Annotated in this window: 18 protein-coding genes; 10 read left to right on the top strand and 8 right to left on the bottom strand. The window is 59.7% G+C overall.

Going from position 1 to position 14,842, the window contains the following annotated elements; translation table 11 throughout:
• Positions 1-18: 18 nt before the first annotated feature.
• Positions 19-438, top strand: a complete 420-nt coding sequence (locus SIB72_RS04385; protein WP_413744730.1) for a DUF6554 family protein — start codon at positions 19-21, stop codon at positions 436-438.
• Complete coding sequence (locus SIB72_RS04380) at positions 416-829, top strand: hypothetical protein (protein WP_413744729.1); 414 nt, start codon at positions 416-418, stop codon at positions 827-829. The genes SIB72_RS04385 and SIB72_RS04380 overlap by 23 nt, the downstream gene beginning before the upstream one ends.
• Here the strand turns inward: SIB72_RS04380 and SIB72_RS04375 are convergent.
• The gene (locus SIB72_RS04375; protein WP_170953815.1) at positions 784-2,334 is read right to left on the bottom strand and encodes a DEAD/DEAH box helicase; all 1,551 of its coding nucleotides are present in this window, start codon (positions 2,332-2,334) and stop codon (positions 784-786) included. The genes SIB72_RS04380 and SIB72_RS04375 overlap by 46 nt on opposite strands.
• Positions 2,335-2,547: 213 nt before the next feature.
• Here SIB72_RS04375 and SIB72_RS04370 point away from each other — a divergent pair, with 213 nt between their 5' ends.
• Both SIB72_RS04370 and SIB72_RS04365 read left to right on the top strand, forming a co-directional pair.
• The gene (locus SIB72_RS04370) at positions 2,548-2,982 is read left to right on the top strand and encodes an HNH endonuclease (protein ID WP_115119309.1); all 435 of its coding nucleotides are present in this window, start codon (positions 2,548-2,550) and stop codon (positions 2,980-2,982) included.
• Between the two features lie 251 nt (positions 2,983-3,233).
• Positions 3,234-4,166 (top strand): SDR family oxidoreductase, encoded by a 933-nt coding sequence (locus SIB72_RS04365; protein WP_413744728.1) that lies wholly within the window; start codon positions 3,234-3,236, stop codon positions 4,164-4,166.
• On the opposite strand, the gene SIB72_RS04360 is transcribed toward SIB72_RS04365, so the two are convergent.
• Positions 4,132-4,329, bottom strand: a complete 198-nt coding sequence (locus SIB72_RS04360; RefSeq protein WP_413744727.1) for a 4-hydroxythreonine-4-phosphate dehydrogenase — start codon at positions 4,327-4,329, stop codon at positions 4,132-4,134. The genes SIB72_RS04365 and SIB72_RS04360 overlap by 35 nt on opposite strands.
• Here SIB72_RS04360 and pdxA point away from each other — a divergent pair.
• On the top strand, positions 4,328-5,350 hold the full coding sequence (gene pdxA / locus SIB72_RS04355; protein WP_413744726.1) for a 4-hydroxythreonine-4-phosphate dehydrogenase PdxA: 1,023 nt from the start codon (positions 4,328-4,330) through the stop codon (positions 5,348-5,350). The genes SIB72_RS04360 and pdxA overlap by 2 nt on opposite strands.
• Here pdxA and accB read toward each other — a convergent pair.
• Together accB and efp are read right to left on the bottom strand one after the other, a co-directional pair.
• Positions 5,337-5,825, bottom strand: a complete 489-nt coding sequence (accB, locus tag SIB72_RS04350) for an acetyl-CoA carboxylase biotin carboxyl carrier protein (RefSeq protein WP_170953807.1) — start codon at positions 5,823-5,825, stop codon at positions 5,337-5,339. The two genes, pdxA and accB, sit on opposite strands and share 14 nt — an antisense overlap.
• Positions 5,822-6,385 (bottom strand): elongation factor P, encoded by a 564-nt coding sequence (gene efp / locus SIB72_RS04345; protein ID WP_115019175.1) that lies wholly within the window; start codon positions 6,383-6,385, stop codon positions 5,822-5,824. Before efp ends, accB begins: the two co-directional genes overlap by 4 nt.
• A 64-nt stretch (positions 6,386-6,449) precedes the next feature.
• Here efp and SIB72_RS04340 point away from each other — a divergent pair, with 64 nt between their 5' ends.
• Together SIB72_RS04340 and thiL are read left to right on the top strand one after the other, a co-directional pair.
• Positions 6,450-7,523 carry a peptidylprolyl isomerase gene (locus SIB72_RS04340; RefSeq protein ID WP_413744725.1) on the top strand — a complete coding sequence of 358 codons (1,074 nt, stop codon included), beginning with the start codon at positions 6,450-6,452 and terminating at the stop codon, positions 7,521-7,523.
• 10 nt (positions 7,524-7,533) lie between these two features.
• Positions 7,534-8,520, top strand: coding sequence for a thiamine-phosphate kinase (gene thiL, locus SIB72_RS04335; RefSeq protein ID WP_413744724.1), 987 nt, complete (start codon positions 7,534-7,536; stop codon positions 8,518-8,520).
• 75 nt (positions 8,521-8,595) lie between these two features.
• On the opposite strand, the gene gap is transcribed toward thiL, so the two are convergent.
• A complete protein-coding gene (gene gap, locus SIB72_RS04330; RefSeq protein WP_115019001.1) occupies positions 8,596-9,621 on the bottom strand; it encodes a type I glyceraldehyde-3-phosphate dehydrogenase in 1,026 nt (341 codons plus the stop codon).
• Between the two features lie 219 nt (positions 9,622-9,840).
• On the opposite strand from gap, the gene murC reads away from it, so the two are divergent.
• The 3 genes from murC to SIB72_RS04315 are packed head-to-tail and all read left to right on the top strand — an operon-like array spanning position 9,841 to position 12,589.
• Positions 9,841-11,292, top strand: coding sequence for a UDP-N-acetylmuramate--L-alanine ligase (gene murC, locus SIB72_RS04325; RefSeq protein ID WP_413744723.1), 1,452 nt, complete (start codon positions 9,841-9,843; stop codon positions 11,290-11,292).
• Positions 11,292-12,215: a UDP-N-acetylmuramate dehydrogenase gene (gene murB, locus SIB72_RS04320; protein WP_413744722.1), complete on the top strand. Its 924-nt coding sequence runs from the start codon at positions 11,292-11,294 to the stop codon at positions 12,213-12,215. Before murC ends, murB begins: the two co-directional genes overlap by 1 nt.
• Before the next feature lie 32 nt (positions 12,216-12,247).
• The gene (locus SIB72_RS04315; RefSeq protein ID WP_115019006.1) at positions 12,248-12,589 is read left to right on the top strand and encodes a YbaB/EbfC family nucleoid-associated protein; all 342 of its coding nucleotides are present in this window, start codon (positions 12,248-12,250) and stop codon (positions 12,587-12,589) included.
• Here SIB72_RS04315 and rsgA read toward each other — a convergent pair.
• From rsgA to dnaJ, 3 genes are read right to left on the bottom strand one after another with little or no spacing between them, the layout of a single operon-like run.
• Positions 12,564-13,463, bottom strand: coding sequence for a ribosome small subunit-dependent GTPase A (gene rsgA / locus SIB72_RS04310; RefSeq protein ID WP_413744721.1), 900 nt, complete (start codon positions 13,461-13,463; stop codon positions 12,564-12,566). The genes SIB72_RS04315 and rsgA overlap by 26 nt on opposite strands.
• On the bottom strand, positions 13,456-13,698 hold the full coding sequence (locus tag SIB72_RS04305) for a sulfurtransferase TusA family protein (protein WP_413744720.1): 243 nt from the start codon (positions 13,696-13,698) through the stop codon (positions 13,456-13,458). The genes rsgA and SIB72_RS04305 overlap by 8 nt, the downstream gene beginning before the upstream one ends.
• Positions 13,699-13,700: 2 nt before the next feature.
• Positions 13,701-14,834 carry a molecular chaperone DnaJ gene (gene dnaJ, locus SIB72_RS04300; protein ID WP_115119293.1) on the bottom strand — a complete coding sequence of 378 codons (1,134 nt, stop codon included), beginning with the start codon at positions 14,832-14,834 and terminating at the stop codon, positions 13,701-13,703.
• Between the last annotated feature and the right edge of the window lie 8 nt (positions 14,835-14,842).

Raw genomic sequence — 14,842 nt, 5'->3', positions numbered from 1 at the left:
CGACCACTTCGTCCAGCCATGGCCAGGAACCGTGCAAGCTCCGTTCTCACCCTGTCCTTGGCGGGTCTTTGCCTCAGCAGCCTGCTGCCTGGAAACGCCCAGGCTGCCAACGCCTCCCCAAACAAAGGGGCTCAGGTGTATTGCTTCATGCGCAGCAACGGCAACGATCACAACGTGAGCTGGGATGCCTCTTACGCCCTGATCAAGCGGCAGAAAAGTGGGATGTTCAAGACCTCGCCTGAACATGCGGCGGTCATGATCACCGAAGCGGTGGTCAACGACCCCGGCACCTACCCCGACTGCGGTCGCTACCTCGGCGATTTGTTCGGACCCCGGAAAAGCAACGCTTCTCTTCCCGAAAACCGCCCTCTAGGCGGCGAAAGTAGCCAGTCCTCCTCTTCTGCCTCTTCTTACGGTGACCAGCGTTACAGCTACTAAATCCAAGCGAGCACTGGGCGCAGCGCTACTCACCAGCCTGCTTCTCACCGGAGTGGGTTGCCGCAGCCGCTCAGCACCGACATCCGGCCTGAGCGAGGCGGAACTGACACCTCAAGCCTGTCTTGAGGAACTTGACCTCAGTCAACTCAATCAGGCACTCAATCGCTGCAATCAAGTGGTGAAAGCCCACCGCAGCGATCCAGCCCCGCTAACGGATCGCTCATTGCTGCATACCCTTCTGGGCCAAATCGATGAGGCATGCCTGGATGTGAATCGAGCCCTCACACTGGTGAAGGACCAGGGGACAACAGCCGACCCGATGATCAGTCATGAACTGAAGGTGCGTCAGGCGTCCTGCAAACAGCGCAAGAGCATGGCAGGCAAGGGCTGACGATCCAGCCTCAAGCGACGCGTGCCAAGCAGCACCTCGATCTGCTTGGCCTTGCTGGCCACAAGCCCATCCACCAACTGATCAGCAACCCCAAGCTGCAGCCAGTGACTGGTCAGCCCACCATCCATTCCCAAGCGGTGACAGCGATCCTCCGCCTGATCCACATCTCCGGGAGTCCAAGGTCGCTCCAACAGCACCACGTGGCGGGCCCGGTGGAGGGTGAAGCCAAGCCCTCCGGCCCCATAGGTCGCCAGCAAAAGATCACTCTCTCCAGACTGAAAACGATCCACCACCGCCTGACGCTCCACAGGCTTCAGTCGCCCAGTGAGCAACTCCCCGCCGATCCGCTGCTGCAATAACTGCAACGGATCAACGAAGCCACTGAACAGCACCACAGGCTGCTGTTGTCGGCGCAGCTCCTGAACAAGACGCTCTGCAAAGGGCAACTTGAACTCCGCTCCGATCCGCCGTAGGGCTGTGAGCACCGCAAAGGCCTCAGCATCAGAGCGCACCTGTCCCTCTCGCACGCGACGGCGGTAGTCATCGATCACCTGAGACATTCGATGATCCAAACCCAGGGATTCCGCATCAGCGATGGCGATGGGATGAAAACAACGCTGCTTTGGGGGCAGGCCTAACACCTGCTGTTTGCGACGGTGCAAAACCAGTGGCTTGGTGAGGCGACGGAGTTCCTCCAATTGACTGGCGCCTTTGGCTTGCCAGCGCCGATTGTTGCCCTCATCGCGCCAATGCCCCTGACAAAACGTCTCCTCAAAAGCGCGTTGATCACGAGCAATCGGATGATCGATCGCAGCGAGCAGGGGATAGAACTGATCAGGCCGTCCGTTCTTCATCGGTGTGCCAGTCAGCAACCAGATGGCCCTCAGGCGCGGATGGCGGGCAAGACGGAGGAGTGCCTGGGTGCGCTGAGCCAGCATCGACTGGCCGTAGTGGGCTTCATCCACCACGAGCAAGGTGCCGGCAGCAGGCAGGTCTTGAGGCAGCCGAGCCCAGCTGAGCAGGGTGATCCTCAAATCCAGAGCCTCCGCTTCCCGACGCCAATGGCCGTGGAGTCCGACCGGTGCCACCACCATCAACCGCAACGACATTGCCCGCATCAAGGCCCTCGCCGCCAGCAAAGCCGTGAGTGTTTTACCGAGACCCATCTCATCGGCCAGAACGGCACCACGACGAGCCAGCAGCCATCGCGCTCCCGAACGCTGGTGAGGCAACGGCTGGCGGCCGTCAGGGAGCACCGTCATCAAGTCGGCCAACTCCACAAGCTGCCGATGATCCGGCAGCGGAGGCAAGGGATGACGATGCCAATGGATCCAACGTGCGAGATCGTCGCGGGTGGGGAAACGGGATCCCAACTGCTCTTGAAGCGACTGCGCTGCAGCCAGGGGAAACTCCCAACCTTTCTTGACTCCCCTCCAGATGCCACGAGGGCGAACCCGACCAATCTGGGCATGGGTCACCGCATCAAAAGGATGGATCACCTGCACCAGCCCTGAAGGGGAGAGGCCGAGATAACAGCGGGAGCTGGAGGACGCCGTAGCCACAGAACCAGCGAAGAAAATCTTAGAGGCCTGTGCAGAGCAGACAAGGCATCAAAAACTTTCTTGATCAACAAACAGCTGGAACTTGCAAAAATGCATTCTTCGACACATTGACGGCCGAGCAAAACGGGGCAAACTAGCTCTAACCGAGATACTCGGATGCACAACAGGGACGCGGTTTTCCTCGACGAACTCTGCCCCAAATTGCGCGTTCGACGATGGCGTCAATCCCTTCACACATATACGGGTAAAAGTTGTATTTATTGTGGCAAACCCTCTGAATCAATTGATCACATTGTCCCCCAATGTCGTGGCGGCCTGAGCATTACCGAAAATTGTGTTCCGGCTTGCCTCTCATGCAATGGGCATAAGTCCGATGCTGATGTTTTCGACTGGTATCGGCGTCAGCGCTTTTATGACCCACGTCGGGCGATGGCGATTCGCGCCTGGATGGATGGAGATCTACGCCTAGCGATGCGCTTGCTGCAATGGGCCCAACCGGAACTCAACAACACCGCGTCGCCCCATCACCACCAGCCCCAGCAACAAGACGATGACCCTCTAACGGGCGACTGGAATCTGCAGGCGGCCTGAACTCAACAGCTCACCAAACGCGACAGGCCGACACTGAATGATGTCTTTCACAGATGGAGGCCTGCTGTTGGGGCTGCTCGGGAGCCAACACAAAAGCGCCAGTGACAAGAGCCGCGGCCATCAAAGCACCGGCGCAATGGGGCAAGGCCAAGCGCGCAGACGGGCGCCGGGGCACCATAGAGGCAGTTGGTGAGACCAAAGAAAGAGATGCGCCTGTCATGGCCGATTCGTGAACTAATACACTTGTACTGATGGCAAGCGAAACTGTCAACCGTTCCCGTCCTTGGCCGGCCAACGCCACCCTGCTAGTTCTTGGTGCAGGGTTCAGTGGGAAGCGAATCGCCTCGCTCGCACGCCAGAGCGGCGCCCATGTTCTCACCACGCGTCGTCTTGTCGATGACAACGGCTCAGACGAAGAACTGTGCTTTGACAGCCAGCTAGGTCGCATTCCGACCCCAGAACAGCTCAACGGAGTGACCCATCTGATCAGCACCATCGCTCCAGAACGCGATGGTCAAGACCCCGTGCTGCGCTGCCTTGGCGATCGGCTCGGCTCGATGCCGCTGCAATGGGTGGGCTACCTCTCAACGACAGGGGTCTATGGCGACCGCCAGGGACATTGGGTGAGCGAAACAGACGCCCCCAACCCCACCCAGGAACGCAGTAAGCGCAGACTCGACTGTGAAGAGGCCTGGATGCAGACCGATCTTCCCCTTCAAATCATGCGTTTACCAGGGATCTATGGCCCCGGGCGCTCTCCGCTGAAGGCCATTCTCCGCGGGGAGATCAAGCCAGTGGAAAAACCAGGGCAGGTGTTCTCCCGCATCCATGTGGATGACATTGCGGGAGCATGTCTGCATCTGATCGATCGAGCCTCAAACGGCCAAAGGCCGGCGATCGTGAATGTGTGCGATGACCGACCAGCCCCGAGTGCGGAGGTGCAGAGCTATGCCGCCGAGCTGCTAGGGATCGCTCTGCCTGCCTGCCGCTCCTACAACGCTGTGGAAGGGTCCATGAGCCCCATGGCGCGTTCCTTTTGGGCAGAAAATCGACGGGTGAGCAACCAGCTGCTCTGCCAGGAGCTTGGCTACCGACTCGTTCACCCCGATTTCCGCAGTGGTATGCGTAACTGCTGGGAGCAAGAAGGATTCAGGGCTCGCGGCTCGGAGCCGGGGGCGGCTTGAGGATCGGATGCTCATGCAGACGCAGCGGCTGCTCAGAGTCATCAAAGCCAAGACCCGCATCTTCGAACAACTGCTGCCATTGCACCTCCAACCAGCCGTTCTTGAACGCAGTACCCAGTCCGTAGATCAGCAGCCCCAGAAGCAACCAGCGCAGCATCGTCATGTCCCTTGAACCCACTGACGCTAATCAGCGCTTGGTGATTGCTCTCGGCGATCCAGCCGGGATCGGCATGGAAGTCACCCTTAAAGCCTTAGCCAACCGCGGCTGTCCCAGCGAGATGTCTCCCCTACTGGTGGGCTGCCGGCGCAGTCTCGAGATCACCTATGAGGAGCTGAGCCGGCGGGGAGCAATCTCCCTTGCCAATCCCGATCGATTCGAGATCGACGACATGCCCCTTGCGGAGACTGTCAAACCAGGAGAGCCCAGCCCTGCGGGAGGTGCCGCCAGCTTCCAGTGGCTAACGCGTGCTGCCAGCCATGCTCTCGAGGGCAGAGCCCGCGCTCTGGTCACCGCGCCGATCGCCAAACACATCTGGCACGCTGCAGGTCATTCCTATCCCGGCCAAACCGAACGACTGGCCGAACTGGGGGGCTGGTCTGAGGCCTCGATGCTCTTCACCGCAGTCTCTCCCCATACCAGCTGGCGACTCAACACCCTGCTGGCCACAACACACATCCCACTAGCAGAAGTACCCAGAGCGCTGACTCCAGAACGAATCCACAGCAAACTCAACACCCTGGCGGACTTCTGTCGGCGTTTCCACCAACGACCAAAACTGCACGTGGCCGGACTCAATCCCCATGCCGGAGAGAACGGTCAACTGGGCCAGGAAGAAGCCAGCTGGCTCAAACAAGTGATGCAGCGGTGGGCCTCCGCCAACCCCGATGTGATCCTCACAGGCCCGCTCCCGCCAGACACCTGTTGGCTGAGCGCAGCTCAAGCCTGGAGCAAGGGCGCAGACGACACCAGTCCTGATGGGTACCTAGCGCTCTATCACGATCAGGGACTGATCCCAGTGAAGCTGCTGGCCTTCGATCAAGCCGTGAATACCAGCCTCGGGCTGCCTTTCCTTCGCACCTCACCAGACCACGGCACAGGATTTGATATCGCCGGGATGGGTGTAGCCCGCCCGGCAAGCATGCTTGCAGCAATTCAAGCCGCCTGGGATCTCAGCCAGGCTTGACCCTCATCAGCACCTGGCCGAATTCCACCGGAGTTCCATTGTCCACAAGAATCTCCACCACTTCACCGGAGGTCTCCGCTTCCAACTCATTCATGAGCTTCATCGCCTCAAGAATGCACACCGTCTGACCGACACCGATGCGACTGCCCACTTCCACAAAGGAGGGTTCACCCGGAGCAGGGGCTCGATAAAAAGTTCCAACCATCGGAGCGGTGACATCCACCAAGTCAGAGCGGGAAGCAGGCACCGGTGGTGGCGGTGTGCTTGGTGCAGACGACTCATGGGCAACCTCCATCGGAGCTGCTGGAGCCGCAGCTACTGCGGCCACAGGAGCAGCAGCCACTGCCACAGCGGGCAGATTGCGCCTTACCTCAAGACGGAAGTCGTCTCCTTCAAGACGGAATTCCTGGATATCGCTGTCTGAGAGGACCTCCAGCAAGCGATGAAGCTGGTCGTGATCAAGCTGCATGGTCATCCGTTCTCCCGGCCCAGATAGGAATCATTGCGAGTATCAACCTTGATTTTCTCGCCAATGGAGAGAAAGAGAGGCACCATCACCTGGGCGCCGGTCTCAAGAATCGCAGGTTTCGTGCCACCCGTGGCTGTGTCGCCCTTCACACCCGGATCAGTTTCGGTGATCTCCAGCACCACGGAGTTGGGAAGTTCCACCTCCAGGGGCTTCTCATTCCACGAGACAACGCTGACCTCCATTCCTTCCTTGAGATATTTGCGGCTGTCACCGATCTGTTTGGCGGTGAGCCGAGTCTCCTCATAAGAGGACATGTCCATAAAGACATAGTCCTCACCTTCCATGTAGGTGTGCTGAAGGGTGGCCTTTTCAAGAATCGCCTGAGGCAGCATCTCCCCGGCGCGAAACGTCTTCTCAACCACGTTGCCGCTCTGGACAGCCTTGAGCTTGGTGCGCACGAAGGCAGAACCCTTGCCAGGCTTGACATGAAGGAACTCGACAACCCGCCAAACGGCACCATCAAGCTCGATGGTGGTACCGGTGCGAAAGTCGTTGCTGGAGATCATTCCGGCTGGACGGTTCAGGGGATCATACGGCTGTGCCAAAGTCCAGGCAGCACCTGGCTTCCTCATGGCCCATCAGCGTCTTGCCGCACTGCTGGTCGCCCTCATCACATCCCTTGGTCTTCTCGTTGCTGAGCCGGCCAATGCCGGCCTACCGCAGGGCAATGCGGTCAAGGACCCTGCCGCGATCCTGCGCGATGCTCTCCCCTTCGAGCAGCCCGATTTGCGCGATCTCCAGCATCGACTTGAAGGCACTAGCGATGACCTCCGGGCCAAACGTTGGAGCGCGCTCAGCCGTTCACTGACCAAGAGCCAAGCCTTCCTGTCCACCCGCCGGGACAGCATCCTCGCCTCGATGGCAAGCGACGATCAAACCATCGCTGAGGGACTACTCGACGCAGTCGACGCAGGCATCACCGCGATGCAGACCGAAGTCGACCAACAGAACAAAACCGGGTTGATCCAAGTGCGAAGGAAGACCCTCACCACAGTCGGCGATCTGGAAGCTCTGCTCACCGATGAGACGATTCCAGCCATCCCGACCGAGTTCGATGCGCTGCCTCGTCTGAAGGGTCGCGCCACCGTGAGCATCAGCACGAGCCAAGGCGAACTCACCGCTGTGGTGGACGGTTACAACGCTCCACTCACCGCAGGCGCCTTCATCGACCTCAGTCTCAAAGGCTTCTACGACGGCCTTCCATTCATCCGTGCGGAGGATTTCTACATCCTTCAAACCGGTGATCCGAAGGGTCCCGAGATCGGTTACATCGACCCCAAAACCAAGCAGGAGCGCCACGTCCCCCTCGAGATCCGTGTACCTGGTGAAGCCGAGACCATCTACAACGAAACCTTCGAAGATGTGGGGCTCTACAAAGCCACACCAACCCTGCCCTTTGCCACCCTCGGCACCCTGGGATGGGCCCATTCCGATCAATCTCTTGGCGACGGTTCCTCCCAGTTCTTCATGTTTCTCTATGAAGCGGAACTCACCCCAGCAGGCCTGAATCTGGTGGATGGCCGCAATGCCGCCTTCGGCTATGTGGTGGACGGTTTTGATGTGCTGGAAGAACTGGGAGTCGATGACCGCGTCGTGAGCATCAAGGTGATCGACGGGGCAGATCGACTCCAGCCGCACGCCTGAGGTCTCAACCTTGGCTGAGACGCTGCAATCACTAGGAGAAGCGGAGCTGCTGCGGCGGCTGGCAAGGTTTGCGCCGCCCGGTCAGCTCGATGACGACACGGCCCAACTCAAGAATCCCGCCGCCGACCTCCTGATCAACACAGACGTGTTGGTCGAGAACGTCCATTTCAGCGATGCCACCACAACCGCGGCCGACGTGGGATGGCGAGCCGCGGCCGCCAATCTCTCCGATCTGGCCTCCAGTGGCGTGGACACCGTGCTTGGGGTCACCGTTGGGCTGGTCGCACCACCACAAACCCCATGGAGCTGGGTGGAGGGGGTCTATAGCGGCATCGCAGCGATGCTGCAGTCCAGCGGTGGACAGCTGCTGGGAGGAGACTGCACCAGGGGCAGCGAACGAATCCTGTCCATTACTGCTCTAGGGACCCTGGGACCGCTGCGTCTGCATCGCAATCAAGCCCGGGCCGGAGATTGGATCGTGGTGAGTGGTGCCCATGGGCTGAGCCGCCTGGGGCTAGGCCTGCTTCAAAGGGAAGCAATGGCCATGCAGACCGACTTACCCGAAGCCTTGAGGACGATGGCCATCACACGGCATCAACGCCCTGAACCACGCCTGGATGCTCTGGTCCAACTGATCGAGTGCAAACCGAAGGACCTTGCCTGGAGAGCCGGGGGAACAGACAGCAGCGACGGGCTACTGGCAGCAGTACAAAACCTTTGCCAGAGCAGTGGCTGCGGTGCTGTGCTCGAACAAAAGCGCTTGCCACATGCTTCAGGTTGGCCCAAGGGCGAAGCTTGGCGGGAATGGTGTCTTAGCGGCGGAGAGGACTTCGAACTGGTGCTGAGCCTGCCCCAAGCTTGGGCGGAGGCCTGGCTGACTGCACGTCCAGAAAGCAGTCAGGTGGGCTGGATCACTGACCAACCTGACGTGATCCAGTGGAAAGAGGGTGGCCGTCCAATGAGGCGCAGTGGTTTTGATCACTTTCAAGGCCTCTGAGATCAGGAGGCGATCACAAAAAAATCCCTCCCCGAAGGGAGGGATCAAGCAAAACAGAGTCGGACGATCAGCTGATCACTTCCAATTACGAGCAACCACTTCAGCCAGATCAACAACACGCTGGCTGTAGCCCCACTCATTGTCGTACCAGGAAACGATCTTGAAGAAGTCGTCACCCATGGACAGGGTCAGGTCGGCATCGAAGATCGTCGACTGATCAGTACCGGCGTAGTCGGTTGAGACCAGAGGCAGATCGCCGTACTTGATCACGTTGCTCATCGGGCCTTCGGCCGCGGCCTTGATGATCGACTTGATCTCATCGACAGACGAGGCGCGGGAGGACTGGAACACCAGGTCAACCGCGGACACGTTCGGGGTAGGAACGCGCATGGCAATACCGGTGAACTTGCCCTTCACCGCGGGATACACCAGAGCAACAGCTTGAGCTGCACCGGTTGAGGTGGGAACCATATTCACGGCTGCAGCTCGGGCACGACGCAGGTCGCGGTGGTTGTTGTCCAGGATCCTCTGGTCACCGGTGTAGCTGTGAATGGTGGTCATCAGACCACGGTTGATACCGATCGACTGATCAATCACCTTCACCAAAGGCGCAAGGCAGTTGGTGGTGCAGCTGGCATTGCTGAGGATGTCCCAATCCTCATGGCGGTACTGGTCCTCATTCACACCGACGACGAAGGTGCCCACCTTCGGACCTTTACCAGGAGCGGTGAGGATCACCTTCTTGGCACCAGCCTGGATGTGCATGCTGGCTTTTTCATCGGTGTTGAAGACACCGGTGGACTCAATCACCAGATCCACACCCCATTCTTTCCAGGGGCAGTTGAGCGGATTGCGGTCGGAGAAAAACTTGACTTCTTTGCCATTGATGATCATGGAATCATCAGTGGTTTCGATCTTTACGCTGGGGTCGAGTTTGCCCAGAATGGAGTCGTAGGTCAGCAGGTGAGCGCTGGTCTTGGGGTCAGACGTGGCGTTGACGCCCACGATTTCAATACCGGTGTCAGCGCCACGGCTGATCCAACCCCGCATCACATTGCGACCGATTCGGCCGAATCCATTGATCGCAACGCGCAGGGTCATTACTTAAGCGGAAATCCGCAGCTAGGTGGTTTGGCCGCCGATCATACAGAAATTGGTGTTTTCTCTCGGGTCCGCGTGCCACTCCACCCGACAGACCATCGTCAACCGCTGGGCCAGGTCTCCCCTAGATCGACCTCCAGGACCAACTGCTGACAAGCGTGTCGATGACAAGCTTTCGGCCAGATCCTGACCTATCTTTCGGACCCACGGTTCAACCCCTTGTCCAGTTTGCTCAGCCGCCAGCAACCCATCCATTTCATCGGAATCGGCGGCATCGGCATGTCAGCCCTTGCGCTGATTCTGGCCAAACGCGGACAACGCGTTTCCGGTTCAGAGCCCAAGCAATCATCAACCGTGCAGGAGCTGGCTGAGCTCGGAGTCCGGGTGTTCCCGCAGCAGATCGCAGAAACGATCAAGGCCGTCACTTCTGCTGATGGGCCTCAGCCCCATGTGGTCATCAGCACCGCCATCCCTGATCACAACCCAGAGCTGATGGCAGCGCGAGCCCTCGGGCTCACCATCCTTCATCGCTCCGATGTTTTGGCGGCCCTGATTGCCGAACAGACGTCGATTGCCGTCGCCGGCAGCCACGGCAAAACAACCACGAGCACGGTGATCACCACGCTTCTGGCCGCCGCCGGAGAGGACCCAACGGCAGTCATCGGCGGCGTCGTGCCCTGCTACGGGAGCAATGGCCACGCCGGTGAAGGGCGGTTATTGGTGGCAGAAGCCGACGAATCCGACGGTTCGCTTGTCAAGTTCGCTGCACACTTGGGCGTGATCACCAACCTCGAGCTGGACCATACGGATCACTACGCCGATCTCAACGATCTGATCGCCACCATGCAACGGTTCGGAGCCGGCTGCGATCGGCTGCTGGCCAACCATGACGACCCGATTCTCAGGGAGCATTTCCAGGCCACCCACTGGTGGTCTGTGAGCAGCCACGAAGGTGTGGATTACGCCGCCCTTCCCGTCGCACTGGAAGGGGACCTCACCGAGGCGGACTTCTACGAAGGTGGTGCTCGCATCGGTCGCATCACGCTGCCCATGCCCGGCCTGCACAACCTCAGCAATGCCACCGCTGCCCTTGCGGCCTGCAGGATGGAAGGCCTGCCCTTTGAACAACTGCAACTGGGTCTCAGCCAACTGCGCCCGCCCGGACGCCGCTTCGATTTCCGTGGGAGCTGGCAGGGACGGCTGGTGGTTGACGACTACGCCCATCACCCCAGTGAAGTGCGAGCCACTCTCGAAATGGCGCAGTTGATGGTGAGCAGCGGTCGCAGCCCCCTGCCCCGTGCACCACAACGGCTGCTGGTGGTGTTTCAGCCCCATCGCTACAGCCGCACCCAAGAGTTTCTCGACGCCTTTGCTCAAGCCCTCAGCAGTGCAGACACGGTGGTGCTGGCCCCGATCTATTCCGCCGGAGAAGCAGCTATCGAAGGCATCAACAGCCACACCCTGGGTGAAAAGCTGCAGCAGTTAATTCCAGAGCGCTCTGTTTTGGTGGCCGACACCATGGACCAACTCACTGCCCTGGTTCAAGAACACAGCCGACCCGAAGATCTCGTGCTGGCGATGGGGGCTGGTGATGTGAACAGCCTCTGGAACCGTCTTTGCCCCGACGAATCGTCTGCTGACGCCACCCAGCCGACATCGCTAGCAGCCTGATGGTTGATCACGACCCGGAACTGTTGCGTTCCCAGGTCTCCCTGGCTGACTACACCACCTGGCGGGTGGGTGGACCAGCCGAATGGCTAGCGGAACCAACGCACAGGGATCAGCTGATCGAACTGATCAGCTGGGCGCATCAGCACCAACTGTCCTGGAGAGTGATCGGTGCAGGCTCCAATCTGTTGATCAGTGATGCCGGCCTGGCAGGTCTCACCATCTGCCTACGCAAGCTTCAAGGCATGAACCTCAACGGAGAGACCGGTGTGGTGGAAGCTTTAGCCGGTGAACCGATCCCAACCCTGGCCCGGCGCGCGGCCCGTGCAGGTCTTCATGGCCTGGAATGGGCTGTGGGTATCCCTGGCACCGTGGGGGGTGCTGCCGTCATGAATGCCGGAGCTCAGGGAGGCTGCACCGCCGAGAGACTGCTTTCCGTTGAGGTGATCGATACTTTGCCAAATGGCAGCGAGAACGCTGCCATCCGCATCTTGAACAATGCTGAGCTCGACTTTTCCTACCGCCATAGTCGCCTCCAGGACTGCGACCTGATGGTGATCTCGGCGCGCTTTCAGCTGGAGCCAGGCCACGATCCCAAGGCACTCAGCCGCGCCACCAGCAGCAACCTCAACCACCGCACCACAACGCAGCCGTATCAGTGGCCTAGCTGTGGCAGCGTCTTCCGCAATCCCGAACCTCTTAAAGCCGGCCAGCTGATCGAAGCCTTAGGGCTGAAAGGCCACCGCATTGGCGGCGCTGAGGTGTCACCCGTGCACGCCAATTTCATCGTTAACAACGGCTCTGCGAGTGCGAATGACATCCTCAGCCTGATTGCCCTGGTGCAAAAAGAAGTGGAAAACAACCACGGCATCACCCTTCACCCAGAAGTGAAACGACTCGGATTCAGTCAAACGATCACGCACTGACCGCTTAACCTGCCCGTTCTCCCTTAGGCGCCATGGCAGGGTTCGGACTCCCCAACTTCGGACAACTCACCGAGGCTTTCCGCAAGGCTCAGCAGATCCAACAAGACGCCCAGAAGCTTCAGGAGGAACTCGATGGTATGGAAATCGAAGGAAGCAGCGATGATGGCCGGGCAAGCATCTGGCTGTCAGGCAACCAGCAACCCCTGAGAGTGCGCCTTGACCCGTCCCTGCTGGCAGAGGGGCAGAGTGCCTGTGAAGCGGCCACTCTCGCGGCACTCCAGTCGGCCTATGAGCACTCCACCGCCACGATGAAAGAGCGGATGGAAGAACTCACCGGAGGCCTCAACCTCAACCTCCCCGGGATGGGCGGCTGAACCCCATCAGCTCCTCAACGGCCCGCCGATAAATGCCGTAACGCTCCCAATCACGACTGACCCCGCAGCCTGGTTCATCCCGATGCAGACAGTCTCGGAAACGACAGGGATGGGTCTCGAGTTGACTGCGTAATTCGGGGAACAGCACCTCAAGGTTATGAACGTCATCCGGTAAGTCGGGACGATTAAACCCCGGTGTATCGGCCACTCTCGCTTCAGGACCGAGCGCATGCAATTCAACGTGGCGCGTCGTGTGCCGCCCTCTTTGCAGGCGCCCTGAGACGGCCCCAACTCTGAGCGACAACTGCGGTAGCAGGCTGTTGAGCAAAGAGCTTTTGCCCACACCGGAAGGACCGCATAACACCGACAGGGCCTGACCCTTGAGGAGCGTGCGCAAAGACTCCATACCTTCACCGGTCTCAGAGGACAGCAGCAAAGGTGCATACCCCCAGCCCTGAAGCCGATCCACCAATTGCCGAGAGGCCTTCTCCTGCAGCAGGTCGCATTTGGTCAGCAGCACCTGAACGACCAGGCCCGTTTGCTCAGCTGTGAGCAGGAACCGACTGGCCTGATCGGGATCAAACGCTGGTTGCTCCACCGAGAAAGCAACCACCACCGCGGTGACATTGGCCACGGGAGGGCGGCTCAACCAACTGAAGCGAGGTTCCACATCCGCTACCACAGCACGACGCTGCTGCTGATCAATCGCCTCGACCCATACGCGATCGCCAACATGAACGGCAGCGCCACGATGATTGAGGCGGGTGCGGCGGGTGCAGAGCAGTCGCGTGGCGGCGTCGGGCGGATCCAGTTCCACCTCGAGGTAGTTGGCCTGCAACGCCACCACCACACCCCTAAAGCGTTGCTCAACCACCCCCACAGGTCACCTTCAAACTCACCCAGTCGTCAGTGCCGCCATCCAGCTGAACCTGATGGCCGTCCTGTTCCAAACCGGGCACCACCATTGCCTCCGGCTCGCCCCGATCCAGGCTGACCGCCAGAACCTGTCCAGGGACCATGGTCTCCAGCGTGAGCCGACAGCGAATGAAGTTCACCGGACACGGAGTGCCGCGGAGATCGAGCTGCTGATCAACATCGGAGCCAGTCAACGTCAACCTTGACCAAACAGTCGTGCGAAGAGACCGCTGTTGTGGTGGTGATGCTGCACACCTCGAGCTGAATGGTGACCGGCCAACTGTTCCAGCAGCGTGCGCTCCTCCTCATTGAGACGAGTGGGCAACTGAACAGACACTGTGACCCTTTGATTACCTCTGGCCACTGGGTTACCCAACTTGGGGATGCCCTTGTTCTCGAGGGTGAGCACCGCATTGGGCTGAGTGCCGACCGGAATCTCCAAACTGGTGGGACCGTCAACGGTCTCCACCTCAATCGTGTCTCCGAGAATGGCCTGGAGATAGCTCACCTTCACATCAGAGAGAACGGTGAGGCCATCCCTGCGCAAACTGGGATGGCTTTTGACCGTAAGAAAGACGTAGAGGTCACCGGAAGGACCACCACGGAGGCCGGCATTGCCTTCGCCCGCAACACGCAAGCGCGTGCCCGTATCAACACCAGCGGGAATATTGATGCGCAATTTCTTGCGCACCTGAATCACCCCTTGGCCACCACAGGCTGAACAAGGATCAGCGATGACCTGACCGCTGCCGCCACAGGTGGGACATTCCGCCACCTGGGTGAAATTTCCGAAAGGAGTGCGGGTGGCGCGCCGCACCTGACCGACACCACCGCAGGTGGAGCAGGTGGTGGGACCACTTCCCGACTTAGCCCCAGAGCCGTTGCACGTGGTGCAGGTTTCCAGGTGAGGAATGCGGATCTCCCTCTCTTGGCCGAACACGGCCTGATTGAAGTCGATCGTCAGGTCGTAGCGAAGGTCATCGCCTTGCTGGGGGCCCCGCCGCCGCGGACGAGCTCCAGCACCTCCAGCAGCACCCCCGAAACCACTGAAAAAGGTCTCAAACAGATCAGCAAAGCCGCCCATATCGCCCATATCGGGCATACCTGCAGCTCCACCAAGACCAGCTTCACCGAACTGGTCGTAACGGGCCTTGGTCTGTGGATCGCTGAGGACCTCGTAGGCCCTGCCGATCTCCTTGAAGCGATCCTCAGCACCAGGATCCTTATTGATATCAGGGTGATACTGACGAGCAAGCCGCCGATAGGCACGCTTGAGCGTGTCGGCATCGGCGTCACGACTGACGCCGAGCAGGTCGTAGTAATCGGCCATCAGCTCGT

The organism is Synechococcus sp. MIT S9451, from assembly GCF_047304725.1.
Taxonomy (GTDB): domain Bacteria; phylum Cyanobacteriota; class Cyanobacteriia; order PCC-6307; family Cyanobiaceae; genus Synechococcus_C.
Note: the sequence above shows the minus strand (reverse complement) of the source record. Positions and strands in the feature narration are given on the sequence as shown.